General features: G+C 52.9%; 20 protein-coding genes. 17 read left to right on the forward strand and 3 right to left on the reverse strand.

The window, feature by feature from the left end:
- The first annotated feature begins 4 nt into the window (after positions 1-4).
- The 5 genes from IPM39_27970 (at position 5) to IPM39_27990 (ending at position 7,565) form a co-directional block, all read left to right on the forward strand.
- A complete protein-coding gene (locus IPM39_27970) occupies positions 5-2,200 on the forward strand; it encodes a hypothetical protein (GenBank protein ID MBK8989855.1) in 2,196 nt (731 codons plus the stop codon).
- Positions 2,201-2,309: 109 nt separating this feature from the next.
- Positions 2,310-2,501 (forward strand): hypothetical protein, encoded by a 192-nt coding sequence (locus IPM39_27975; GenBank protein ID MBK8989856.1) that lies wholly within the window; start codon positions 2,310-2,312, stop codon positions 2,499-2,501.
- Positions 2,502-2,526: 25 nt separating this feature from the next.
- Positions 2,527-4,014, forward strand: a complete 1,488-nt coding sequence (locus IPM39_27980; protein ID MBK8989857.1) for a hypothetical protein — start codon at positions 2,527-2,529, stop codon at positions 4,012-4,014.
- Positions 4,015-4,149: 135 nt separating this feature from the next.
- Positions 4,150-5,637: an ATP-binding protein gene (locus IPM39_27985; protein ID MBK8989858.1), complete on the forward strand. Its 1,488-nt coding sequence runs from the start codon at positions 4,150-4,152 to the stop codon at positions 5,635-5,637.
- A 1,160-nt stretch (positions 5,638-6,797) separates the two neighbouring features.
- Positions 6,798-7,565 (forward strand): hypothetical protein, encoded by a 768-nt coding sequence (locus tag IPM39_27990; GenBank protein MBK8989859.1) that lies wholly within the window; start codon positions 6,798-6,800, stop codon positions 7,563-7,565.
- A 199-nt stretch (positions 7,566-7,764) separates the two neighbouring features.
- Here IPM39_27990 and IPM39_27995 read toward each other — a convergent pair whose 3' ends face one another.
- Entirely contained in the window at positions 7,765-8,529 is a 765-nt protein-coding gene (locus IPM39_27995; GenBank protein MBK8989860.1) for a hypothetical protein, read from the reverse strand.
- Between the two features lie 511 nt (positions 8,530-9,040).
- Here IPM39_27995 and IPM39_28000 point away from each other — a divergent pair.
- On the forward strand, positions 9,041-10,291 hold the full coding sequence (locus tag IPM39_28000) for a cytochrome P450 (GenBank protein ID MBK8989861.1): 1,251 nt from the start codon (positions 9,041-9,043) through the stop codon (positions 10,289-10,291).
- 233 nt (positions 10,292-10,524) lie between these two features.
- On the opposite strand, the gene IPM39_28005 is transcribed toward IPM39_28000, so the two are convergent.
- Positions 10,525-11,379: a hypothetical protein gene (locus IPM39_28005; GenBank protein ID MBK8989862.1), complete on the reverse strand. Its 855-nt coding sequence runs from the start codon at positions 11,377-11,379 to the stop codon at positions 10,525-10,527.
- A 688-nt stretch (positions 11,380-12,067) separates the two neighbouring features.
- On the opposite strand from IPM39_28005, the gene IPM39_28010 reads away from it, so the two are divergent.
- The 9 genes from IPM39_28010 to IPM39_28050 all read left to right on the forward strand — a co-directional run bounded on the left by IPM39_28010 (position 12,068) and on the right by IPM39_28050 (position 21,747).
- Entirely contained in the window at positions 12,068-12,289 is a 222-nt protein-coding gene (locus IPM39_28010) for a hypothetical protein (protein ID MBK8989863.1), read from the forward strand.
- A 258-nt stretch (positions 12,290-12,547) separates the two neighbouring features.
- On the forward strand, positions 12,548-13,501 hold the full coding sequence (locus IPM39_28015; GenBank protein ID MBK8989864.1) for a polyprenyl synthetase family protein: 954 nt from the start codon (positions 12,548-12,550) through the stop codon (positions 13,499-13,501).
- An 83-nt stretch (positions 13,502-13,584) separates the two neighbouring features.
- Complete coding sequence (locus IPM39_28020) at positions 13,585-16,026, forward strand: hypothetical protein (GenBank protein ID MBK8989865.1); 2,442 nt, start codon at positions 13,585-13,587, stop codon at positions 16,024-16,026.
- A complete protein-coding gene (locus IPM39_28025; GenBank protein ID MBK8989866.1) occupies positions 16,013-16,705 on the forward strand; it encodes a response regulator transcription factor in 693 nt (230 codons plus the stop codon). Before IPM39_28020 ends, IPM39_28025 begins: the two co-directional genes overlap by 14 nt.
- A gap of 233 nt (positions 16,706-16,938) precedes the next feature.
- The gene (locus tag IPM39_28030; GenBank protein ID MBK8989867.1) at positions 16,939-17,616 is read left to right on the forward strand and encodes a response regulator transcription factor; all 678 of its coding nucleotides are present in this window, start codon (positions 16,939-16,941) and stop codon (positions 17,614-17,616) included.
- A gap of 208 nt (positions 17,617-17,824) precedes the next feature.
- On the forward strand, positions 17,825-18,097 hold the full coding sequence (locus IPM39_28035) for a hypothetical protein (protein ID MBK8989868.1): 273 nt from the start codon (positions 17,825-17,827) through the stop codon (positions 18,095-18,097).
- Positions 18,098-18,107: 10 nt separating this feature from the next.
- The gene (locus IPM39_28040) at positions 18,108-19,799 is read left to right on the forward strand and encodes a cyclic nucleotide-binding domain-containing protein (GenBank protein MBK8989869.1); all 1,692 of its coding nucleotides are present in this window, start codon (positions 18,108-18,110) and stop codon (positions 19,797-19,799) included.
- A gap of 13 nt (positions 19,800-19,812) precedes the next feature.
- The gene (locus IPM39_28045; GenBank protein ID MBK8989870.1) at positions 19,813-20,583 is read left to right on the forward strand and encodes a MinD/ParA family protein; all 771 of its coding nucleotides are present in this window, start codon (positions 19,813-19,815) and stop codon (positions 20,581-20,583) included.
- Between the two features lie 63 nt (positions 20,584-20,646).
- Positions 20,647-21,747: a hypothetical protein gene (locus IPM39_28050; GenBank protein ID MBK8989871.1), complete on the forward strand. Its 1,101-nt coding sequence runs from the start codon at positions 20,647-20,649 to the stop codon at positions 21,745-21,747.
- Positions 21,748-21,930: 183 nt separating this feature from the next.
- Here the strand turns inward: IPM39_28050 and IPM39_28055 are convergent, their stop codons facing one another.
- A complete protein-coding gene (locus IPM39_28055) occupies positions 21,931-23,037 on the reverse strand; it encodes a zinc-binding alcohol dehydrogenase family protein (protein MBK8989872.1) in 1,107 nt (368 codons plus the stop codon).
- Positions 23,038-23,313: 276 nt separating this feature from the next.
- Between IPM39_28055 and IPM39_28060 the strand changes: the two genes are divergently transcribed.
- Together IPM39_28060 and IPM39_28065 are read left to right on the forward strand one after the other, a co-directional pair.
- A complete protein-coding gene (locus IPM39_28060) occupies positions 23,314-23,589 on the forward strand; it encodes a hypothetical protein (protein MBK8989873.1) in 276 nt (91 codons plus the stop codon).
- 158 nt (positions 23,590-23,747) lie between these two features.
- Complete coding sequence (locus IPM39_28065) at positions 23,748-23,957, forward strand: mersacidin/lichenicidin family type 2 lantibiotic (GenBank protein MBK8989874.1); 210 nt, start codon at positions 23,748-23,750, stop codon at positions 23,955-23,957.
- Positions 23,958-24,006: the final 49 nt, after the last annotated feature.

Genomic DNA, 24,006 nt, shown 5'->3' on the forward strand with positions numbered 1-24,006 from the left:
TGCGATGCGTGTATTTCAAGTGACGCTGCCCCATTTCTACCAGATTGACAGCCAGGATCAGTCGGCCGTCATCAGCCAGATGGTTTCCCTCTTTGCCGGGCCGATGCAGCACTGCCGCTTTCTGACCTTCATCATGCCTGCCAGCCTGGAACGGTTGGAACGGGAACGCCGCCGCCTGGCCATGAGCATCAACGACGATTGGGCGCGGCGCGGCCTGATGGAAGAGGTGCGCATGATTGGCGACTGGGCCAGCCGGGGCGAGATGCGCAAGACGCGCCATTACCTGGTGGATTTCAACGACGCCGTCACCGCCAATGACCTGGCTCACTGGCGGGTGGTGGCGGGCGGACCGGGAGAAGATAATTATCCGCAGTTGCCCATCCCCGGCGACTACGCCGAATATCACGACCACATGGCGCCGGCACTGAAAAAGAAAGACGGCCGTTTGCAAATAGACAACAGCCGTTACCGTTACGCCGTCCTGGCCTCTTACCAGCTCACCCGCACCTGGGATTGGCGTCATCCGCTGGCCCAGATGATCACCGCCGCCGACGGGCCGATGATCATCTGCATTGACGTGCGCAAAGTACATCCCGAGCGCGTTACTGCCTCGGCCGAATTCTGGCAGGGCATGATTCTTAACGGCCAGGACCGCAACGCCCTTATCGCCAGCGAAGAAGCCGAAGCTTCGTTGACCGCGCGCGATGAAGCGGTGCACCACGTGCGGGTGCTGTTTATGCTCCTGGACAAAAGCGCCGCCGGGCTGCGGGCTAGGTTGGAAAGCCTGCGCAAAACCAGCACCCAATATATGAAGGTGGACCGGATGTTGGGCTACCAGGCGGCCGCCGCCCGCATGTTTGGCCCGGCAGCCAAACCGCCGGGAATGCCCGCCGGTCATTTCAACACCCTCAGCCGCGCCCCGGCCGTCTTTGCCGGGATGTGGGGCGTTGGCCGTGAACAAAATGCCAACGGCTTTTACGTGGGCATCTCGGTGGACGAAGTGGCCCCCCACGTCTACTACCTGGACTGGCAGGGCAACGATCCCTTTCACGGCATCATCCTGGGGCGCACCGGCAAAGGCAAGACGGTCGGTGCGCAGGCCCTGGCCTGGCGTCTGGCTGAGCAGGACACCCAGGTGGTGCTGCTGGAGCCGCAAGGTCACAGCCGCCGTTTGCTGGCCTTATCTGGCGGCAAAAATGTCTCGTACAGCCAGCTTTCCTACGCCACGACGACGCTCAACATCCTGGACGTAGTCTATGAGAACGCCACCGACCAGTATGACCATGTGATTACTCTGCTAGCGCTGCTGCTGGATCCGTTAGGCAACAACCCCCGCCGTTTTGACAATGCCGAAGTGGCGGCGGTGCGGCGCGCCTTGGAGTTGACCTACGCTCGCTACGATTGGGAAGGCGAACTGATGAGCAATCACCAGTTGACGCCGACGCTGGATACGTTTTGCCACAAATTGATGCAGGTGGCGGAGCAGGTCACGGCCGTGCAGGTCTTAACCGTGACCGACGCTGCTTTACCTATGACCGGCCGCCAGGTGGCCGCTGCGGCGGCCAGAATGGCGGAGGAAATAGAGAGCCTTTACGTCACCGGTGATTACGCCGACACCTTCAACGTGCCCACCAACCTGGACTTACGTCTCAAAGAGCGCATTGTGCTCTTTGATTTCAGCCAGGTGCCGGAGCGGCGACGGCCATTGTTTTATTACGCTGTCTTGGCGGGGATTAACCACCAGGTACGGCGCAAACCTCGCCAACGCGCCATCATCGTGGATGAAGTGCATTACATGAACCAGGAAGCCAGTCTGATGACTTTCCTGGCCAACATGGTCAAGACGGTGCGCACCTTTGGCGCGGCGGTGGTGATGATTGACCAGGATTTGGAAGCGTTCATTGGCGTGGAAGGGGCGCAGGCCGAATCCATGGCCGCCGGCGCCAACGTTACCGCCGGGCAGTTCATCCTCAACAATGTCAGTTGGACCATCGCCTTTGGCATGAAACGGGACGCCGCCTTTCGGCTGGCCGACCATTACAAGGACGAGATCCTACCCTCGCATGCCGAATTCCTGGCGCGGATGGGCAGCGATGACCGGCACGGTAAGGGTATGGCCGTGGTGCGCGCCAATGGCAAAGCCGACATGGTCTATTTCCAGCTGCGGCCGATAGAGGCCGAGTATCTGATTGGGAGTTAGTCTGTTAGTCGAGTAGTCCCGTAGTCAGATAGTCGGGAGACCCTCGAAGGTTATGGGCTACCTGACTAAAAGACCAACAGACTACAAGATGAAAAGGATTACCAGACACATGAGTAACAAACTACTGGACCAATTTCGCCAGCAGGAAGCCGACAATATTGCCCTGTCGGTGAAGTTCAACCGCTGGTCGCGGGTGATGATCGAAGTGATGATTCGGGAGCAGGAACAAAAGCTGGTAGCCAGCGACCTGCCGGTAGATGGTAATGGCGAGCAAGATGATTTCTGGAAAGAGATGGGCTGATAAGATCGGCTGATAAGAGGAATGCATGTTCAAAAATTGGTTCGGTAAACGCGCCGCACGCGCCCAGTGGGATACCGGCCTGGTCTGGTTTCGGCTGCGCTACCTGGAACCGGAGAGGCCGACACGTTGTATTAATCTGCTGTCCCGTTCGCCAGCATGTGGTCGCGTGGCTTTGTATTACCGACCGGGAGAAGCGGTTTCAGAGTTATATCTGGGCGCGCCGGGAACCCACGTGCGCCTGGTGCAGCGCATGGCAGCTGATTTTGGTTTTTCGCTCAAGCCAATGTCGCCAGAAGTAACCATGTCACCTGCCGCGCGGATGACGGCCGTGAGTGACCTGCCCTGGGACAGAGCCTTTGTCGCACACATTGCCAACGAGTTTGCTTTTGTATGCCTGGTTGAGGACGAGAATAAAGGCGGTGCGTATCTGCCGCAGCCACCTTCTTTGGAGCCGGGACGCGGTCCGGCCACCTGGCGTTTATCGGATAACCCGTTACCCGGATTGGTGCTAAAACCCACCTGGAACGGTGGGCAGCCACCGGCGCACCTGCGGGCGACTCAGCCGGATCCACGATGCTGGCTGTTGGGACGGTCGCAGTCGGGTTCACCGCTGCATGTGACAGGGCGGATCAACATTTACGGTCGTCAGGAAGCAGTCGCCGATTGGCTGGTGCAGCAGGTCACACAGATGGTGACACACAACCACACCGATCTTATCGTCGTTGATGGGGCGGGCGATCTGGTCCCCAACTTAAAGCGAAAAGCGGCCGTCACCCGCCTGTTGGGTGAGCAGTTGACTTATGTGGATATTGACAGCGCGTCGCTGGTTGGTGGCTTTAACCCGCTGGCCCTTGTTCCGGGGGAAACAGAGGCGGCCCAATTACAACGGTGGCAGAATTGGTTCCAGGGAATGCATGTGCATCCGCAGGGACTCCATCTGCTGACTCCAGCGCAGCAGGCGGGAGTGGGGGATATTCCCGCCCTGCAAAAATGGTTGAAGCAGGTAGAGCGGCAGGAACAGTCAGCGGCCGTTGCCAGCCTTAGACTGGCGTTAACCCGGCTGACCGCTAACCGGGCGCTGCGTGAATGGGTGGCCTGGCCGACCAACCCCTGGTCTCAGGTGGGGGCGGGTGTTTTACTTTTTGCCTGCAGAGCCGAAAGCTGGGAACGACGGCATCTGCTGCGGGCTGTGCTGCTGGCCGCAGCTGGTCAACGGGAGAAAAAGTTGGTTGTGCATGGCTTTCCTTGGGCCACCTTTGCCATTGAGGATATGCGGCTGTGTCCGGCGCTGTTTATCAGCAACGGCCCGCCTCTCGCTGGGGCGGCTGCGTTGCTGGTGCAGTCAGATCCGCAAATGGCGGCTAAAGTGGGGCAACGGTATTTGAGCAGTGATCCCCGGTTGGTTGAAAACATGCAGTTGTTGCAGCGGGGGGAAGGGATTTTGGTCGAGGCAGGAAGTATTGTTTTTACCACCTGGCAAGGGCGCCTGGCCGGGCAAGAGCAGGTTTGCTGAACCATGTTACAAGGACAATTGTTGTGCCTTTGCAACAATCTCGAACATTCGATCTGAAAACGCTTGACAAAACAAGGAAAGCGATTTACCATATTTGAAACTAGCCTATTCATACCTATGCTAGAAGAGGCGATCATGTTTAGAGCAGCTTTTGTAGGACGTAGCCGTGAGCTACAGGTTTTAGACAATTTGTGGGAATCAAATAAAGCGACACTGCTAATCTTATACGGGCGGCGGCGAGTTGGCAAAACCCGGCTGCTGACACATTGGTTGCAGCAAAGTGCCGATAGGGGGCTGTATTGGGTGGCCGAACCTTCTTCATCTCTTTCCCAGCTGCGATCCTTCTCTCAAGCTTTGATGAATTTCATGGATCCAGAAGCGGTCGTGCCGCCTGAATTTACTTTTTCCAGTTGGGAGTTGGCCTTTCGCCAGCTCTCTCTCTACGCTCAAAACAAGCGGGTAGCCGTCTTTATTGACGAAGTGACTTACGTCATTGATGTGGATCCCGAATTTGTCGGTGTACTACAAAAAGTATGGGATCGCTGGCTGAGCGACTCCAACCTGATGCTGGCTCTGGCTGGCTCCCAGATGGGGCTGATGCGTCAGCACCTGCTCAACTATGATGCGCCGCTCTACGGGCGCGCCGCTACCCAGATGCAGCTGCCCCCTTTGCCTTACGGCACCACACACGACTATTTCCCAGACTATAGCGCCAAAGAGCGGATGACGTTATATGCCATGTGGGGCGGGGTACCGGCCTATTGGGAGCGGCTGGATGCTAACCTGAGCATTACCGACAACCTGCGCCGCAATGTTTTGCCCGCCCATGCCTGGATGATTGATGAATCCCGCATTTTGCTCCAGGATTTCATCACTGATTTGCACAACTACGTGGGAATACTGCGAGCGATTGCCGATGGCGAGCAGGCGATGAGCGACATTTCCACCCGGACCGGTCTAAATAGCAGTAAAGCCTCTTTTTACCTGAGCGTCCTGCGCGACACGGGCTTTGTTGTTCGTGATGTCCCCATCTCTCAGCGCGGCGCCGATTCGCGCCGCGGCCGTTACACAGTGACCGATCCCTATCTCCGCTTTTTTTACCGTTTCATGTCTGCTTACCAATCCAAGCTGGCCTTGGGCCAAATGGAAGAAATGCTCAAGCTTATCCAGGAAACACTGCCAGCCTTTATTGGTGCCAACACCTGGCAAGAGTTATGCCGTGAATGGGTGCTGCGGTCCAGCGCTCAAGGCGAGATGCCGCTGCCCATTGAAGAGGTGGGCAGTGAATGGACTAAAAACTATACCATTGATGTGGTGGGGATAAGCGAAAAAGAGACCAGCCTGGTGCTGGGCGATTGTTTCTGGGGCAATGGACCGGTTGGCCCAGAAGCTATTCACAATCTGATGCACAAGACATCAATCATGTTGCCAAAGACGAATCAGCTATGGTCGGTTTATTACGTCTTGTTTTCGGCCAGTGGCTGGACGGCTGAAGCGCAGCAGATGGCCGCCGAGCCACCTGCGGAAGGGCAGCCCAGTCGGCGCAAGCGGTGGCAATCGGTTGGTATCCGGCTTGTTGATTTACAGGAGCTTGATAAAGACCTGCGGCGCTGGTCCACTTGAAGCAGCGTCAAGGCAACGAAATGACAAACAAAAACCCTTGTCAATTTTTGGGCCTGACAAGGGTTTCGGCGATGAGGTAGGGAATACCTGCATCTTCAAGTTACATTATGTAGATTAGCATTGAAACAGCGTTCGCGTCAAGCTGTTTCTCTCCCTTCTCACCTGCCCTCCAAATTATAAAGCTGGCTAATTGCTGCACTTGCAAGCATTTTGCTTTCCGTGATTGCTTGCCACTTAAGCGTGGCCGGCAGTCATGGGTGGCTAAACGCACCCATCTAACGGTAGGCCGCACTTTCTGCCGCTAGAATGCAAAAAAGCCGGTGAGTCAACACAGGCTTTTGCAGAAGTATCTTTATTCGTCAAATTGCATACTTTTGAGGTTTTGGGTGTTGGTACCACCCTAACCTTGTTATAAAGCCCCTTCACTGGGGAGGGGGGAGTTGTATTTTTTCATCTCCTATGCAACACAGTTCACTAAGGAGAATAGCACAGGCTGATCTCTGTGTCAATGTTATGCGCCTGCATAATGAATTGATGCTGGGTGCAGCGTGCCAACCGGCATGGACGGCTCCCTCGCCACACCTTCGGCGCACCTTCTTGAGGCCAACCGGCAGCTCCACGCCTTGCGTGAGCAGCTTAAGGGTCAGCTAACTGAGCCTGCCGGATTGCCTGGGGAGCCTTCTAACGGCTTGCCCTGGAATGCTGTCGCCTCTGTAGGGGATGGATCCTGCTTAGAGGGGACTGCTGCTTTTCCCGGTCATTTAGGGTGGGGGAGTGCTGCGTTAACGGCCGTTTTGCGTCGCCGGCAGCCGGCAGCTCATGTTGCTGATGATGTCCAGGCGTGGCTAAATGCTTTGCCACAAGACTTTAAGTCATCCGCTGCTGAGAGTAAGCCTGCTGGTGATCTTACTGAATCACCGCCAATCCACAATTTTCTATTCAACGGTGCGGTTAAGCTGTACCCTGATATTGGCCTGGGGATGCTGCGTCAAGAAATGACGGCGTCAGGCCGTCTCTGGCTAATGCTGCGCTATTTGGATGAGGAAGGACGCGGCGTAGTTCGCATAGACATTATAACAGAAACCCTGACAAGAAAATCTTCAAAACTGCGCTTATGCGGCCAACGCCAGTTGCGAAATTTACTCAGAGATGGTGAAGGTGTGTTTTGGAAGCGCGATAAACAGCATGTCTGGCTGTATTCAGCGGCAAAGGTGGCCTATGCTCTGGATGTCGCCCGGCTAACCGGCCGTCCGGTGGCGTTGCCGGTGGCGGTGTTGCTGGACGGTATCGGTGCCTTCCGCGCCCATTTGTATGCTGCGTTTCACAGCGGCCGTGTCAAAGAAACGCCTTATGGCGACCAGGCCTGTCCCTTTGATGCACTCAAGGCAGGCTCTAGGCGCGGCCGAAGGGATATGCCCATTGCTCGTGTGACCCTGGAGCAGTTGAGTGGAGTAGGGCGGTCCAGTCAACGCGCCTATGAGGAACGAGTTGGTCTCAATATTCAGTCCAACTTCGCCGTAGGGAATATAGCTACCAGGGAGAATCAGGAGATAGCCGCCTGGGCGAGAGGCCAGGCATTGTTTGAATTGAAGGATTACGCCGGGCAGCACGGCCGTGAGGGCAAGACCTACCTGGCCTGGCAGCTGCCCAACAGCTACGCGGGGCAGCACCTACAGCGGCCCAAGGGCCGGCAGAAGCGGATCAACCGCCAACTCCAAGACCTGGTTATGAAAGGGATGCCGGGGAACGATGGAGACGAGGTGTTGAGACGCGGGCCGGCAGCAGCGGCAGCGATGGGGAAGCGGTATTATGCCAACGGCCGTCTGGCGGCGCAGAGGCGGCAGCATAGCGAGGGGGTGCGGTATTGGCGACGGCCGTCTGTGGGACACGGCCGTGCGGCTATCTGGCACCCGGTGGAGGGGTCATGACTCTTTTTTGTGTCCGGAAGCGGAAAGAACCTGCGCCCCTTATAGGGATAAATTCTTAACCCTCTCTTTGGGGGTCTGCATGTGGGGGTGGTCTCTCTTGATGGTTACACGAAGGTTTTGCCGGTCGCAGTAAGCAGCTTTGCCCGCAGGGGCTGCAAGGGGCGGAAGCGGGGGAAGGCGGGAACAGGGAATCGGGGAGTTAGCTGTTGGTGCGCAGGGCGCGCTGCGTCAGCACTGTGGTCACATTTTGCGTCAATACGCCGATGACCTTCAGTTTGGCGTCCATGAAGGGGTAGCCCTCGATGACCAATTTGTCTTCAGGATTTTGCATGGCCACGGACACCTTTTGCCACTGTTTACTGGCGATGTAGACCAGAAAGACGGTGACGGCGTCTTCGGGCAAGATGGGCAAGCCTTTGGGCAGGGCCGGCGGTTTGCGGCCGGTCAGGGTGACAATAACAGCATCAGGACGTTCGATGACTTTTCCAGGACGGCCAACGAGAGTGATTTTCACGGTTGTGGCGACTCCTTTTTCTGCCAGGGCCGGGGCGGCCAGGGTTTCACGCGCATCCCAGGGCAATGTCGGGTGCGGGGGAGGGGACTTGGGTTGGCGACCAGACTGTCGCGACGGCGGCGGAGAAGGGACTTTGGCGGATTCCGACGGCTTGGTGCGCGACGGCCATTGGGGCGGCGGCCAGAGAATTTGCCGCTGTTCCGGCGTCAGTTGGCCGCGCACGATATAGAAGTAGGTCCCGCCGGGCGTGCGGCGCTGTTTGTTGTTGGCGGTAAGCATTCCCCCCGCGGCTTCGACTTCGAGCGCCTTTTGCAGGCAGGCGTAGGCGGCCTCCAGCCCGATTTGTTCGATGATGCGCCGGATTTGCAGGATGGCCGGGGGGTGGGTTTCCTGGAGTTGGGCGGCGATGTCGGCCGCGGCCGTGGGAATGTCAGGTGGTGGTATGGACATGGCCCCTATTTTCCGCCATTATCCACTTTGGGCAAACGCCATTTCCAGCTCACCCGGGGCAGGAACCGCTGATGAGACTCCTGGATGGTGACGCACCATGTCCCTGACCAAAGTCCCCGTTCGTTTATAGACAAATCACCGCTTTTTTTGTAGACTGTAGTCAGGTTCAGTGGGGTTATATACGAGAGAGAAATTCCTCCCCCCCAAAACTGGCACGAGAGAAACGCGACTGGAACGCTCCGCTGGACTTAGGGTTAATACACCCTCCTTTCTCGTATACGTATTGCCCGCCCGCCTGTCTCCAGGCCACCATCCCCGGTCTGGCGGCAAAACAAAACCGCTCCGTTTCGACGGGGCGGTTTTGCTTTCGTGGGATTCTGCGCCTGCATTTGGCGGCGCTGCCGTCACAAGCTCCCAACTTTCTCTCCTTTCTCATATCCTTCTGCCTGATTTGTGATACGATAGGCTTGAGCCATCATACACACAAACAAGGAGCTAAAGTAAGGAGCCTATGACAATAACCGCCCCACAAACCGTCAATAAAATACCGTTGGCCCCAGGGTTGCCTGTTTTGGGTAGCGCGCTGCCGCTGGCGCAAAATGTGGCCCGTTTCCTGACGGAGCAATACCGTCAATTGGGACCTGTCTTTCGCGTGCGCGCCTTAAATCGAGAAATGGTGGTGCTGGCGGGAGTGGAAGCCAATCTGTTTTATGCCCAGGAAGGGAAAACGTTGTTCCGGTCCAAAGATTTCTGGCAGGAACAGGATGCGGAATTTGGCGCGAATCGGTCACTCATCAGCATGGATGGCGATGACCACACCCGTTTCCGCAAAGTGCAGCGCCCCGGATACGCCCGTTCGATGTTGTTTGATAACTTACCCACGGCCGTTGCCATTACCACGCGCGAGATGAGTACCTGGCCGCAGAATCAGCCAATGCCTGCCCTGTATTCAATTCAACGCATTGTCACCGAGCAGCTCAGTGTTATTGCCGCCAACTATTCCGCCAAAGATGACCTGGACGAGATCATCACGGCCGTACGCACCATCCTTGCCACCCGCGTCACCAAACAGCGCCCCGCCATCTTGCGCCGGACGCCTGCTTTTCGCAAGGCCAAGTCTCGGTTCATGCAAATCGGGCATGAGGTGGTGGCCGCGCATGCGCCGGAACTGCGCCAGGGAGCCGAACCCGACCTGATTGACGCAATAGTCGCCCTGCACCAGGAGGACCCCGACTTTTTGCCCAAACAGGACATGATGACGGCCGTTTTAGGTCCCTTTATCGCCGGACTGGACACCGTTGCCAGCACCACCGCCTTCATCCTCTACGCCCTGCTTAAATATCCTGATCTGGCTGCTCAGGTGACGGTTGAAGCCGACGAACTTTTTGGCGCCGATGGCCCCACAGCGGCCGGTCTGCGCCACATGGATGCCACTCACCGGGTAGCCATGGAAGCGATGCGCCTGTGGTCCATTGCCCCAGCCTTAACGCGCACCACCACGCAAGACATCACTTTTGCCGGATATACCATTCCCGCCAACACCGACGTCATCATCGCCACGACAGTGCCCCACCATTTGGCGACCTACTTCCCAACCCGGAGGTGTTCGACATTGAGCGCTATACACCGGAACGAAAAGAACATCGTCAACCCGGCGTCTATGCCCCATTCGGCCTGGGTCCGCACACCTGTCTGGGACAGGGCCTGGCCGAAATGCAGATGGCGCTTACCGTCGCTACCCTGTTTCACTTTGCCGAGTTAAGGCTCAGCCCGGCCAACTATGAGTTAGGATTTGACCCCGTGCCCACGCTTAGCCCGGACAAGAAGATGAAGTTTGAAGTTGTGCGCTGGCGTCATCCGCTGCCGACGCGGGTTTGAGTCACTTCGTCTGTGTCACCGGGTCGTTTCCTGGTCCTATCCGTTTGACGTGACGGCCGTTTGTGTCAACGGCCGTGCGCCTAATTGTAAAAAGCTTGCCAGCGGAGGTGGGCGAAGTCACCTGGACCTGGTTTGGTAAAGAGTGGCGAGGGAACCCAGCGCCAGCACGGCAAAAAAGAGAACATAGAAGGGCTTGACGGCCGGGAAATGCCACACATTGGCCGCCACCACGCCCACGCCATAAGCGGCCATGGCTGCCAAAGCGACTGGCATTGCCTCCGTGGAGCGCAGACTATACCCGGCGGCGGCCGCCAGCGTCCACAGCATCACGGCGATTAGCCGGCTGGTGAGCAAATCACCCGGCCATACCCAAATGAAGGCTGATGGTCCGCCGTCAGTGACAAACAAAGCTGATCCCCACAAGGTCATGAGAATGGCCGCCCCCCACAGCCAACCGCGCACCATGCCTGTTGGCGGCCCATCACCTGATATTTCAATGACGCCCATCGGATGAAATAAATGCCAGGTGGTGAGCGCCGTCATCGGCACAACCAGGGCAAAAAAAGCATAGGTGATCGGCGCCGTCCAATCAAAGCTGTCGAGGTGGAACAACAAAATGGCTGCCGCTAATGGCGCCAGGTAAACAAAGAGCATGATGACAACAAGGCGTAAACGGGGCAGCGACGGCCGTTCTAGCGCCAACCAGCAAACCAGGGCAAACGACCACCCGGCCGCCGCCAGCATTCGCGCCGCTAACGGGGGTAAATCCCAGGAAAAACTGGCGGGCACGTCCAGCCACCAACCAAACGATCCCAAAAAGCCGCCCATTAACGTTAGAATGACCAACAACAGCAGGCTGCGTTGGGCATTATTTAGCCGATTGTGATACGGCCGCAGCCAGCGCCAATAGCCCAGGCTGACCCCCAAAACTAACAGCAACAACCCCATAATTTGTAGCCAAAGATGGTTCATAAACCCCCAGGGATTCCGAAAAAGTCAGCTAATGATACAACCCGCCTGGATTTCAGCACAAAAGAAGGCATCAACCGCTTTTCGCTGCCGGTTGTCAACACCACCTAAAACCCCTGGTGCGCCCCTATGGTGATCTAAAGTAGCAGAAAATAGCGCCCTTTTGTACACTGTCAGGCCGTCCGTGGTTGCCTACAATCGTCCCTGTGCACTCCTTTATATTCCTGTTGGTCCGGTTGCGCGGCTGCCGAGCTACTGCCCTTATAGGGTGAAAGTCACGGTTAGAAAATGACTTTCTTTACGCGACAGAAATCATGCTTGCGATAGAATACAGAAGGTTTTTTAACTGCTACAACAATGTCAGGTTTCCGGGACACGCTCACGAAGCTGCTGCTTACGCAAACAAGAGTCTTTGGTTTGCATGGTCGGGCGAAACTAGTTACAGAGCGTACAGAACGGCTCGCCGAGGCTGGTAACCTCTTTAATGGGTAATCCCCATTGTTTGAATCGTTCACGCTGATTTTTGCACTTAGTTCATTCGGTTAATTGACGCACCCATTGTGCTTATGTTAATTAAAAGTTATTGTATTACTTTGACTGTCATACTTGGGAAGGACGGAATCCACGATGGATACTCGCCTTCGCAGGTATCATAGCCAGAGAGTCTTAGTAGTTGCCCCTAAGGAGAAAAATGATGGATACTTTACATGAAGTTGTGTACCAAATTGTCTCCAACCCCGCCCTTTTAGCTGAAATCACGCAAAATACCCACGTGTTGTTCGATAAATTTAATCTCTCCCCCCTGGAAGCGAACTCTCTGCTTGCCCTGATCCAGGATGGCAACACACTCCATATGCTTTTATCCGTTCAAGACTCAACACCAATGTTACCGGCCAATGTTTGGGTTCCTTAAAATCTGCTATCTTATCGATAATCCGTGTATGGTTATCGGTAAGCTTGCCTCTGGGGATTGTCTAATTGGCAGTCAGGGCTGGTAAATAGTAATTTTAGGGTCCATAAAAGAATAAGTTCCCGCACCCTAGTCATAGCAAAGTTAAGCAAGTGCGGGAAGTAATAAATTTATGCCTTAGATCATGGAAGGGCATTAAACCTGTTAGTGTCCAGTTACCGGTTTCTGGCATTAGGGCGACGATCTGTAACGTTGGCCGTGATGTCCCTCGATGTTTTTATGATCGTATCCTCATCCTCACTTGTTGAAGAAATATGGGCCAATCCGCAACTGGATCAAAGTTTTACCGCGGCGCTACGACAGGTATACCATCCCACCGATCAGTCGGCCTTGGCTTATCATCTGGCGCTGCTGCCTTATTTCTTTTGTGAAATGCACGGCGGGAGTTATGAACAGGCGCTGCCAATTGTCACGGCATGGAACTTGTTGCGGCACTCGGCGCGCCTGCTAGATAATATCGAGGATGGGCACCACATTGTGACGCAAGACCAGATGGCGGTTGATCTCAATCTTTCTACCGGACTGCTGTTCACGGTTGGTTTGGTTCTGGATAGCTTGGAAACGTATGGCGTATCGTCGGCTGCGGCCCGTGATGTACGGCGGACGTTCTATTTTGCTTTGTTACAAACGTGCGCGGGGCAACATGTGGATTTATCAAACTCATCGCCCTCTTTGGAGGATAGCTGGCAGATCGCTGCAGCGAAGAGTGGAATTGGCACAGGGGCGGTGTGTTGGGCCGGCGGTCGTATTGTTTGCTCTGATCAGGACACACTCGTTCAGTATCGCCAATTTGGTTATAATTTGGGCCTCTTAGACCAAATACATGATGATTTGGCAGATCTGGCGGTGACGGAGACGGGTCAAAGCGATTTACGCGCTGCCGTCAGGCACACGCTCCCGATTGCCTATGCTTTGACTGTGTTGCCCGGTGCGCAACGAGACCAATTACGCTATTTACTGCAAACATCTCATGCAGAACTGGCTCAAGAAGCGTTGGCGCGGCAGTTGATCATCAAAAGCGGTGCGGCTCTTTACTTGATGACACAGGCAAAGTTGTATCATCAACAGGCGACGAATTTGTTGAAAACTATGTACGCAAGCCATGAGACAAAAAGCAAATTACAGCAATTATTGGACAAGTTTGTTTTGTTCTGATCCCTACACTGAATTGAGAAAACTGCTGTGTTTTATCGGCGCGGTGTTTATGCGGTTGAGGTGATTGGTTCTGTTGAGGGATCATGTTCATCGTCCAGTATAAAAACACGATCTCACAAGTTATTATGGCGATTGTGGCTGCCTTTTCTTTGTTGATGGTTTCTTGGGCAACCTGGCAAACAGTCGCGCAACCCGATTTGGGTGTCTTGTGGACCGACAGGGGCATTGTCTATCACGCAAAACCGGACGCTGAGATACAAGTGAATGATCGGCTCGTCAGCATTGATGGTGTGCCGTTCAGTCAGAGTAACTTTCCTTATTATGATTGGCAACGGGGTTCTATTATCCAGTTACAGATAAACAGGGGGAGTGATCTTGTTTCTCTGGAGGTTTTGTACACGGAGCCGGCGCCCGTTTTTGTGTTAGCCACTCATTTATCGCTCACCTTTGTTGCGCTTTCGTTTTGGATTGTTAGCCTGACTACGGTGCTTTTGTCGTCGGTCATTACCAGGCAACATGCAGCTTTTTTTTTGTGGTGCCAGACGCTTGGCATGAGTTTAGCTTTGGGCAGTGTGACCAGCCAACCGTGGGCCGGGCATTTGTCTCACGTTTTTACCTGGTGTACAGTCGCTTTTGCGATTCATTTTCATTTACTTTTTCCCTTTAGCCAGATTAAACAGCAAGGACAGTGGTTTATTTTTCCTTTGTATGGAGTCGCCACGCTGGGCGCGCTATGGCGGCTGTTGATTGTAGTTGATGGGATTGTACTGCCAGAAGGTGTAACGGCCGTTTATGGCCCTGCCTTTTATCTGTGGTTGTTAGTTGGACTGAGCCTGATCTTGTTACTGTTGTTGCGTGCTTATCGGGGATCCCTTTCGAGCATTGCCAAGCGGCAGGTCGGCATGGTCGCGCTTTTTGGGTTTATAGCCGGTATGCCGCTGTTGACGTTGGTTGTCTTTCCCAAAGTTGTGCTGAACGAAATGCTGTTGCCGGCAAAGTTCGCCTTTCTTTTTCTTGTTTTCATTCCTGTGGGCTATGGCTATGCCATTCGCCAATACCAATTCATAAAGCTGGAACGCTATGTCAGTCGCAGCGCGACGACCATCTATGTCATCGGCATCTTGTGTACCCTGTACCTTTATGCAACCTACTCTCTGCAAAGTTTGCTCCGCGACAATCTGCTGCTGGATTCGCTGGTGAACGTCGTCATTATCATGGGGTTGGTGGTTGTGTATAACCCGTTGTACCGCCGGTTGCAAAGGTTGGTTGATTATCTGCTCTATGGCGGATGGTATGATTACCCTACAGTAGTGAGCCAGGTGGTCTATACGCTTGAGTTGACGCCAGACGTCAAAGCCTTAGCGGAGACGCTGAATGCGAGCATTCAGAAAACGATGCGTGTACATTGGGCTTACTTACTGTGGCAAGAACAGCATTCGCTCCAGACCATTACCTGTTTGGCCGGAGATGCAGAAGCGCCTTTTTCGCCGGATATGCTCCATTTAAGCCAGTTGCAAAATATCAACCGTTATTTACAGGAAGAACAACACCCAACGACCAACCAGATGATCTTGCGCAAACTGAGGCAAGATGCGCTGTCAGTCATTGAACAGACGGTTCTTGATCATCGTTCGATCCATTTGTGGGTTCCGATCAAGGGATTGAATCATTCATTGGGCATTTTGATCCTGGGGCCAAAGTATGGCGGGGATTTGTTTAGTGATGAAGATATGGAGATATTAGACGTTGTTTCCCGGCAGGCCAGCGCCATTTTCCAAAATGCGCAGCTCATTCAGGAATTAGGGGTCAAAGTACAAGAGAATGAGCAATACCAAAAGGAGATCATTCGGGCACGCGAAGAGGAACGGAAGCATATTGCGCGTGAGCTTCATGACCGGGTTATTCAGGAATTGGTCGGTCTGAAGTATCAGTTTGCCCACATGACGACCTTGTTTGCTTTGCCCCTGTCCGATCCGAGCAGCAAAGCGAATGGTGCGGAGATGCTGGCGCTGCAAGAAGAAATCAGCGTATTAATTCAAACAACGCGCCATTTGTGTCAGGATTTACGGCCGGCTGCGCTTGATTTGGGCCTGATCCCCAGTATTCGTTCTCTGGTTAACCGGTTTGAGTTGGAATCGGGCATTGCGACAATGTTGTTGATCGAGGGGGATCGGGGAACGGCCGTTGACGAAGACACTGCTTTGTGCTTATTTCGTTGTACCGACAAAGCCTTGACGAACATCCGCAAACATGCTGCGGCCACACATGTCAGCGTCAGATTGTCGCTCCAGCCAGAACAGGTTCTGCTCTCAATCACCGATAATGGGTTAGGGTTCATTGTGCCCGAACGGTTGGGTAGCTTGATGGAACAAAATCATTTTGGCTTGGTTGGGATGCGTGAACGTGTGGACCTGCTGAACGGAACTTTTCAAATCACATCTACGCCGTCTCAGGGAACCTGCCTGGAAGTTGTCATGCCTTTATTGGATAAAACAGGGATGGGTGAGAATAATGATAAAACATGATGAACAAAATCCGCGTTTGAACAAAATCCGTGTCTTGTTGGCAGACGATCATCACGTTGTACGATCGGGTATACGCAATGAGTTAGGGCGTCACCCAGATATCGAGGTAATTGGCGAAGCAACCAATGGGCCGGAAGCCATCCAACTTGCGCAGGCATTGCGCCCAGATGTCTTGCTGTTAGACATCAACATGCCGGGGATGCTGGTTACAGATGTGACGAGGAAGCTGATGGAGACGCCGGTCACAGGGGATGCCCAAAACAATGCTCCTTGGCCGCCGCACATCCTCATTCTCAGCGCCTATTGCGAGCCAGAGTATGTTTATAATCTGTTTGCAATGGGGGCGAAGGGCTATTTGCTGAAGGATGAGTCGCCAGACCGGATTGTGGCCGGAATTCGGCACGTGATTCAGGGCGAACCGGCTCTCAGCCTGCCGGTACAAAAGGTGTTGTTGACCCGCAGGGAACAACCAGAACATAATTTGAGCCAACGGGAATTAGAGGTATTGCGCTTAATTGCCAAGGGCAATACCAACGAAGAGATCGCCGAAACTTTGTTTATTGCGGTGGGAACGGTGAAAAACCACGTCATGAATACGTACAAGAAATTGCCAAACGTGCGCACTCGCTCGGAGGCGGTCGCCTGGGCCTGGGAAAATCGCATTGTTGAGATTGAGTAGGATTCATAGTTGTGGTTAAACGGCCGTAGCCAGTCGCGCTTCCTGAATATAAACCTAAAGTCATAAGCAAATAATGAACGAGTCACGCTCGAAATGTGTTATCTTGCTCAACACGGACTTGTGTTTTTGGGGAAAATACTCTCTGTAATGGAAATTCACCAGCGATTTGCCCTCCTATGGCCGATCGCCTTCTACAGTAGAACTCATCGCGCATTGCTTGTATCGAGGGTATTTTGAACCAAGACATTATTCGCCTGTCGACCGAGCCTGCCATTCATGTTTTGTTAGCCGACACCCATAAGATTATCCGCGATGGGCTGCGGCATGAAGTCGGCCGGCATGATGATATGGGAGTGGTAGCCGAGACCGATGACGGATATGAAGTCATCCGGCTTGTTGACCAGATGCACCCAGACGTGGTTGTCCTGGATGTTAACCTGAGGCATCTAAGCGGCATTCAGGTTGCCAGGCACATCAACCAGAGCAGCCTGGAAGGCGCCGAAACAACACCTCCCCGCGTATTAGCCTTCAGCAGTTACAGTGATAAGCAATATGTTTGGGCGATGCTTGCGGCTGGCGTTAAAGGGTATCTGCTGAAAAGCGATCCCCTGGAAAAAGTTGTCTTTGGCATTCGCGCCGTTGATGTGGGGCAAACCGTCTTGAATCAACAAGTCCAAAACACCTTACTGCGTTTTATCCCCGAACTGCATCAGGATTTGAGCCAGAGTGAAATCAACGTCTTGCAACTCCTGGCGCACGGCTTATCAAACGAACAAATCGCGGCAAGCCTGAAAATTACGCAAGGAACCGTAAAAAATCACCTGCACAACACCTATCGCAAAATCCCCTGGGTGCGCACGCGCGCCGAGGCCGTTGCCTGGGCGTGGATCAACCGGATCGTGTCTTATTAGCAAGTGGCGAGGCTGCTCGCCTATGCCGAAAGTCATACCCCCCTATACCCAGAATCATAGTTTAAAAGTGATTGCTATCTCAGGCAATCAAACTCGCGCTGGCAGATAATATGTTCAGGATGATTGTCGGCTGACTGTCAGGCATAACCGGCGGATCGGGGAGATCATTCTTGATAATGTCTATAACTCATGTAAGGAGAAACAGATCATGACCTTTATGTCTCCGTTAGATTTATTGACAGTATCCAACCATGAACAGGATGTGATCAGATGTCTCATACGGCGTCCGCGCCTGACCTTGCAAGAAATTGCCGGGTTTACCAAGATTCCTGTGGATAAATTGGAAGGGATTGTGAACAGCATGGTACAGGAGTCTCGTCTTGATAAGGATGGGGACAGTAAATTTCAGGTTCTTCTGAATAACCGGGGTGCAAAGCAAGAACGCGCCGGCTCTGGTTTGCTTGAGAGCCTATTCAATTAAGTAAGGCAAGATGGCTTCAATTTCTCCTATTGATTTACTGGCTATGTCGTCTGCCGAGCAGACTTTGCTGCGCCACCTGATCAAACAACCACAGGCGACGATCTTTGAGTTGGTGGCGAATTCAAAGATGAGCCTGACGGAAGTGGAACAGGTCTTGGCCGGGCTGCTGCGGCAAAATCGCATCCTGGAGCAACTGCGCGAAGGGAAGCGGGTGTTTTCGACGCGCTTTCAGTTTAAGCGCCAGACTGTCCGTAATATGCCGACCGTAGTCCTGAATTTGTTGCAGCAGACGGCGGATGTGTTTCTGGTTGAGGCGCCGATAACATCTGAACTGGATGATCAGACTAGAGACCAGTTGCTGCGGTTAGCGGAGAAGTGCACGCTGTTGCCAGATGAGGTGATGGCTTGGCAAGGGCAGAAAACGGAGCGAATCTGGTTGGTGCAACAAGGATTGCTGGCGCAAACCAGGTTGAAGGGGATACAGACGCGACAAAGGAGAGGATATTTGCATTGTGGCAGCTGGATAGGTCTGAGCGAGAGCCTGAGTGAGGCGCCGATGACGACGACGTATACGGCCGTTGCGCCCACCACCTTGCTCGCCTGGTCAGCCTCAGATTTTTTAACCTTTGCCAGCCAACAAAGCATGCTGGCGTATTCTCTGAACCGTTATTTAAGCCAGCGGTTGGTGGCCTGCCAACAGGCTCATTTGCAAAAGCAAAGTAAGTTATGGGTCATTGAGGGTGTCCATCCCCAGGCCGGCGTGACGACCTTTGCCTATAACCTGGCCTGTCTCGCGCACCAACAGGCAGACCTGGATGAGGACGGACGCACGCTGTTCTGGGCTTTAGGTCACAAAGATGAACCGCAGAGCCTTTTCCCAAATGGGGCAACGGCCGTGTCTGAAAAGCATGTCGGCCCGGCGACCATTGTGACCCATGCCAGCAACCTGGACGTATTGACCAAAGTTGAACCTAGCGGCTATGCCCCCCAGGTGCAGCTCGATATGTTGTTAACAGATTTGTTGGCGCAATATGAATATATCATCTGCGACACCGGCAGCGGCCGTGAAGATGAACTCTTATTGCGTTTGCGCGGACAGGCTCACACATTGATCACTCTGACACAAACGAAAGAGGGCGCTGATGCCGGACTGCAACGTTGGGCTGCCCTGCAACCCTATTCATTCCCAGGGCAGAAGCGGGTGCTGGCACTGAATGGAGCTGTTGGCGCGACGACGACTGTTGATCCTCGATTTCACCTGGTCATTCCGGCGGATTCAACGGCCGTCGCAACCGCCCAGGCACAACAGGCGCCCGTCGTGCAGGCCGCGGCCGACAGCCCACTCTGCCAATCCCTGCACGAAGTGTATCGCCGCCTTTCTCTTGACCATGCCGTTGCCTTGTTCGTCCCTTCAACCGTTGACGTTAATCAACAAGTGGACAACAGCAACCAGGTCAAGGCGACCTTATCCTTCCTCGGTAATCTTTTCGGCGGTGCGACCAGCAGCAACGCCGAAGGCGCCTGGCGTAGTGAAGAGAGTGGGCTGGTGACAGAGCAAGTAACCATTGTGCGTACTTTTGTTTCCAAGAAGGCATTGGAAGCCCACCTGGATGATATCATTCATTTTGCAGCAGACTTGAAACAGGATATGAAGCAAGAAGCTGTTGCAATTAGTGTTGATAATCAGCTTATTTTAGTTTGAAATGGAGGCAACGATGACAAAAATTATTTCGACACATTCGTTTCGTGGCGGTACTGGCAAGTCCAACGTGACGGCCAACCTGGCGGCGCTGTTCGCGCAGCAAGGCTACCGAGTCGGCATATTTGATACCGACATCCAGTCCCCTGGTATTCATGTTATATTTGGATTGAATGATACGGCCGTTTCCTACACCCTAAACGATTTCCTATGGGGCAAATGCGCCATCGAAGAGGCCGCGCATAAGGTGTACACAACCGCCAATGGCGGCGAAGTCCACCTGGTTCCCTCCAGCCTCGATCCCAACGACATTGCGCGCATCCTCCGCGAAAAATATGACGCCAGCGACATGCACGGCGCCTTTCGAGACCTGATCGCCGCTCTCGCCCTGGACTACTTGCTCATTGATACCCACCCTGGGCTAAATGAAGAGACCTTACTCTCCATTGCCATTTCCGACAGCCTGGTCATTATCTTGCGTCCCGACCAGCAAGACTTTCAGGGAACCAGCGTCACCGTAGACGTTGCTCGCCGCCTGCGCGTGCCCGAAATATGCCTGGTCGTTAACAAAGTCCCCCCAGAATACAACTTTGACAAAGTAAAGGAACAGGTTGAGCAGGCCTATCAGTGCGACGTGGCGGCATTGCTGCCCCTGTCAATAGACATCGCCGAAAACGGCAGCGCCGCTCTATTTTGCATCAACTATCCCGACCACTCGTTCACAGCAGGGTTAAAAAACGTCATTGAGCGACTATTGCTTGACAGCACAGAACCCGTCCCCGCCTGATTGCTGCGCAACCCAAAATTATGCGGCTAGAAGCGGGTTACAATTAAAATAAGAGGATCTAGGATGATATATTCACCCACTCGGTATTTAGAAGTTACTCAATCCTGGATGAGGCCTGAATTGGTTTCTCCCACAGCTTTGGCGCGCCTCAAAACAATTTCTGGGATTTTGCCCCCAATCTCTAACTTGCTTTTAGAATGTCGTTTAGGAACATCGGATTCAGTGGATTTGGCTCCCCAATTCCTGGCTCATGATGGTTCTCGTGCCTTCTTCATCAACAAGCGTCCAAGCCACATGCTTCCCAAACCAGAGATTCTTGATAGCCATGTCTGGCGGCGGGTGCAGGAATTCTGTGTGCAATGGGAGCAGGCAGAACTTCTAAACATGGAAGTGGCTGACATTTGGCTTGAGTTCGATGTAGATGGCCCACCGCCCCACATCCCAATCCCCGGGTTATTTGTCACTTATGAAAAGAAGTCGAGTATAACCGATTTACAGGCGCTTAGATCGAAGCATCATCAAGCCACCAAACTCGCTTTGGAGATACTGTTCGCAGCGCCTTTACCTCCCCTGCTTGCACAAAATATAGACGCTTGTTTCGAATTGTTACCAGAGCAGTCTTATATGTTTTCCGTAGGGGCTATGTTGTCTAGAGACTCTGTGCCCATCAAACTCTGCGTAGCCGATATGACTTCAGAACAACTCGTCCCTTATTTGAAAAATGTGGGATGGCCCGGTTGTTATGATGACGTACACAATCTGCTGCACGAAATAGATCCTTTGTTGGATCGAATTGCCTTTCAATTAGATATTATAGATGGTGTGATCTCCCCAAAGATCGGATTTGAATGCTATTTGACTGAACATAACCCTAGGAAAGAAGCGCGTTGGCGTCTGTTACTAGATTATCTTGTCAAAATAGGACAATGCACGCCGGATAAAAAAGAAGCCCTACTTATGTGGTATGGTGGTCAATATAACATTTTACCCCAAGAGCAAGGGGTCAATTTTATTGATGGTCCATGTTCCCGCAATGTGTTTATCAGATGCGTCAATCATATAAAGGTTGTCATTCACCCCGATTCCTCTTACGAGGCCAAAGCTTACTTATGTATCAACAAGAGCTGGTTGCCACCCGCCAAGTCTACTCCGCAAGGCATTTAACCAAGCGATAACTGGTATATAGCCAGGGTAACACAGGTCACTGGTATAAACTTAAACTTGTCATTCTGAGCGAAGCGAAGAATCCCAACGCCTCTGGGATACTTCGTCGCTTCGCTCCTTAGTATGACATGTGAATACCAGTAGTATTTTGTATAAGCTCAACTAACCTGTGTTACTGCCTGGTTAAGCGCCGTCATATTTATAAACGACTTTGCCAAACCGCCCCCTGGCATTGTAACTCCTGTTGATAAACTTCCCTATCTGCTTGCCAGAGTATACTGAGTCAATTACAACGTTAAAACGCCCGGCCGTGTAATCCGCGATAGCTTGAGCCAGATCTTCTGTCACGCCCACGCAATTTCCGATCACTTGCAAATTTTTCACCACAACGTTGGATAAAACGTCTGTCAACGCATACGTTTCCTCTAAAACAGGTGATCGTTTATCAATGATGCCATGATACTGACCAGCACGGCCGCAGGAGATGTAGCGTGCATTATAGGTCATTAAATGCACCACCCAGCTTAGATGGAGATCAAAAAAGGGATCAATGACACAATCAAACATGCCGGCCGCTGCCATGATGCTGCTTGTGTCAGGTTCAGGTGATATCACAAATAATTGCCGCACGCCCATCTCTTGCAACCTGTCGGCATACTCATCATTTGTCGAGGTGGCATAGACGGAGACATCATATTGGCGCAGGGCATTGATGGCAAACAAAGACGTATTCGATTTCGCTGAAGTCACGAGAACTTTTTCGCCAGGTTTCAAATTGAGTTTACGGATCATGCCATAAACCGTTTGCGCCCCAATGCTAAACGCAGCGCCAACCTCATCTGGCATTTGCGGTGGGATATTGATGAGCTTGGCGTAGTGCAGCGCCTCATACTCTTTGGATGCTTTATTCGTAGGCACGCCTTCGGCAAAAGGGGAACTGTTGTCATAATAATGATTGTTGCCAATCACTCTGTCCCCGATAGCCAATCCCACAACATCGCTCCCTATGTCAACCACTTCGCCGGCAAATTCTGAACCGATAGGGTGAAAAAATCCTGATCGGGTCTGCTTGCTGGCGGCAAAGATGACGGCCTTATCACGGTAGTTACAGGAAAAAGCCTTTTTTCTCACTAGTACCCGCTGCCGATTTTCAGGGGCATTTCTATTAAACTCAGGCGTAGGCGTAGACACAATGCCAAAGGTAACGGGAATATCATCTATCTCAACCGTTTCCTTTGCGCTGTCAGATAACGATTCTTGTGCATGATTGATCACGGCAAGATTTCTCATTTCACACCCTTTTTGTCATTTACCGTGTAACACAAGTTGGCAATCTGTGTTACGGCATCATAGGTCGGCGCAAGTTTCGCCGGACTCCTGCAATTATTCCTTTTGTTTGCCAGGTGGCAATGTCGTCACCGTCTTGTTCCCTCTCCAACCGATGACACAGCTCTATAGGTTCAATGTCATACGGCAAAATATAGCCGTTACATCATGTCCCAAGATCGTGGTTGCAATATGATCTGGCATAGTTAGGCGCATGAGTCAATGACAAGGAGTTGTGACGTGATCTACACCGTCGGCCCAGAAAAAGTATACAAAGCGCAGCTACAGGTGTGGGGCGACCTCTTTAAGGTTGGCCGTACAGAAGAGTATCGTGGTGGATGTGCCTTTCAATCCATTGTGGATGCACAACGTTGGATACAAGAGTACAAAAAGGAAGAAGATCGGAAGTTCGGTGTTTTTGGCCTTAACGCTGAATGGGGAAAAGATACCGAGCCGTCTGAAGATAAGTGGTGGCACTATCTTTTGCACAACCGTCAAGTTATACCGCTTGATTAACAATGGTATTACGTCGTTTTTCAATCTGTCCGCGGCAGGTTGTAATACAAGGAATACAGATTGTAAATAGAGATGTGCACGCTCTTTGCAAAACGTGTTCCAAGCAGCAGTCAAGAAACCATATTCAGTATTCAAAAATATAAGGAGACTAAAAAATCATGTCAGAACAGACCCCAACCCCGCAAGAAATTGTACACGCCTGGAAAGATGAGGAATTCCGCAACAGTTTGTCCCCCGAACAACTCGCTGCTTTGCCGGCGTCTCCCGACAACATAGCCGAATTGTCGGATGAAGAGTTGGAGGAGGTTGCCGGCGGAGCCTGGACCTGCGTCGGCACTTGTGGCAATACTAAAATTAACGCTCAGTAAACTGTGTCAGGGTTGCTCTCAGGCCAAGTTGTAAGAGTGAATTCAATTT

Source organism: Candidatus Leptovillus gracilis, from assembly GCA_016716065.1.
GTDB classification, from domain to species: domain Bacteria; phylum Chloroflexota; class Anaerolineae; order Promineifilales; family Promineifilaceae; genus Leptovillus; species Leptovillus gracilis.

What these genes read in the sequence shown, in the direction of transcription:
- IPM39_28055 (MBK8989872.1), bottom strand. Translation starts at nt 23,037, where the DNA reads ATGAGAAATCTTGCCGTGATCAATCATGCACAAGAATCGTTATCTGAC.
- IPM39_28000 (MBK8989861.1), top strand. Translation starts at nt 9,041, where the DNA reads ATGACAATAACCGCCCCACAAACCGTCAATAAAATACCGTTGGCCCCA.
- IPM39_28050 (MBK8989871.1), top strand. Translation starts at nt 20,647, where the DNA reads ATGATATATTCACCCACTCGGTATTTAGAAGTTACTCAATCCTGGATG.
- IPM39_28040 (MBK8989869.1), top strand. Translation starts at nt 18,108, where the DNA reads ATGGCTTCAATTTCTCCTATTGATTTACTGGCTATGTCGTCTGCCGAG.
- IPM39_28010 (MBK8989863.1), top strand. Translation starts at nt 12,068, where the DNA reads ATGATGGATACTTTACATGAAGTTGTGTACCAAATTGTCTCCAACCCC.
- IPM39_28035 (MBK8989868.1), top strand. Translation starts at nt 17,825, where the DNA reads ATGACCTTTATGTCTCCGTTAGATTTATTGACAGTATCCAACCATGAA.
- IPM39_28025 (MBK8989866.1), top strand. Translation starts at nt 16,013, where the DNA reads ATGATAAAACATGATGAACAAAATCCGCGTTTGAACAAAATCCGTGTC.
- IPM39_28015 (MBK8989864.1), top strand. Translation starts at nt 12,548, where the DNA reads ATGTCCCTCGATGTTTTTATGATCGTATCCTCATCCTCACTTGTTGAA.
- IPM39_28020 (MBK8989865.1), top strand. Translation starts at nt 13,585, where the DNA reads ATGTTCATCGTCCAGTATAAAAACACGATCTCACAAGTTATTATGGCG.
- IPM39_28005 (MBK8989862.1), bottom strand. Translation starts at nt 11,379, where the DNA reads ATGAACCATCTTTGGCTACAAATTATGGGGTTGTTGCTGTTAGTTTTG.
- IPM39_27970 (MBK8989855.1), top strand. Translation starts at nt 5, where the DNA reads ATGCGTGTATTTCAAGTGACGCTGCCCCATTTCTACCAGATTGACAGC.
- IPM39_28045 (MBK8989870.1), top strand. Translation starts at nt 19,813, where the DNA reads ATGACAAAAATTATTTCGACACATTCGTTTCGTGGCGGTACTGGCAAG.
- IPM39_28065 (MBK8989874.1), top strand. Translation starts at nt 23,748, where the DNA reads ATGTCAGAACAGACCCCAACCCCGCAAGAAATTGTACACGCCTGGAAA.
- IPM39_27985 (MBK8989858.1), top strand. Translation starts at nt 4,150, where the DNA reads ATGTTTAGAGCAGCTTTTGTAGGACGTAGCCGTGAGCTACAGGTTTTA.
- IPM39_27975 (MBK8989856.1), top strand. Translation starts at nt 2,310, where the DNA reads ATGAGTAACAAACTACTGGACCAATTTCGCCAGCAGGAAGCCGACAAT.
- IPM39_27980 (MBK8989857.1), top strand. Translation starts at nt 2,527, where the DNA reads ATGTTCAAAAATTGGTTCGGTAAACGCGCCGCACGCGCCCAGTGGGAT.
- IPM39_27995 (MBK8989860.1), bottom strand. Translation starts at nt 8,529, where the DNA reads ATGTCCATACCACCACCTGACATTCCCACGGCCGCGGCCGACATCGCC.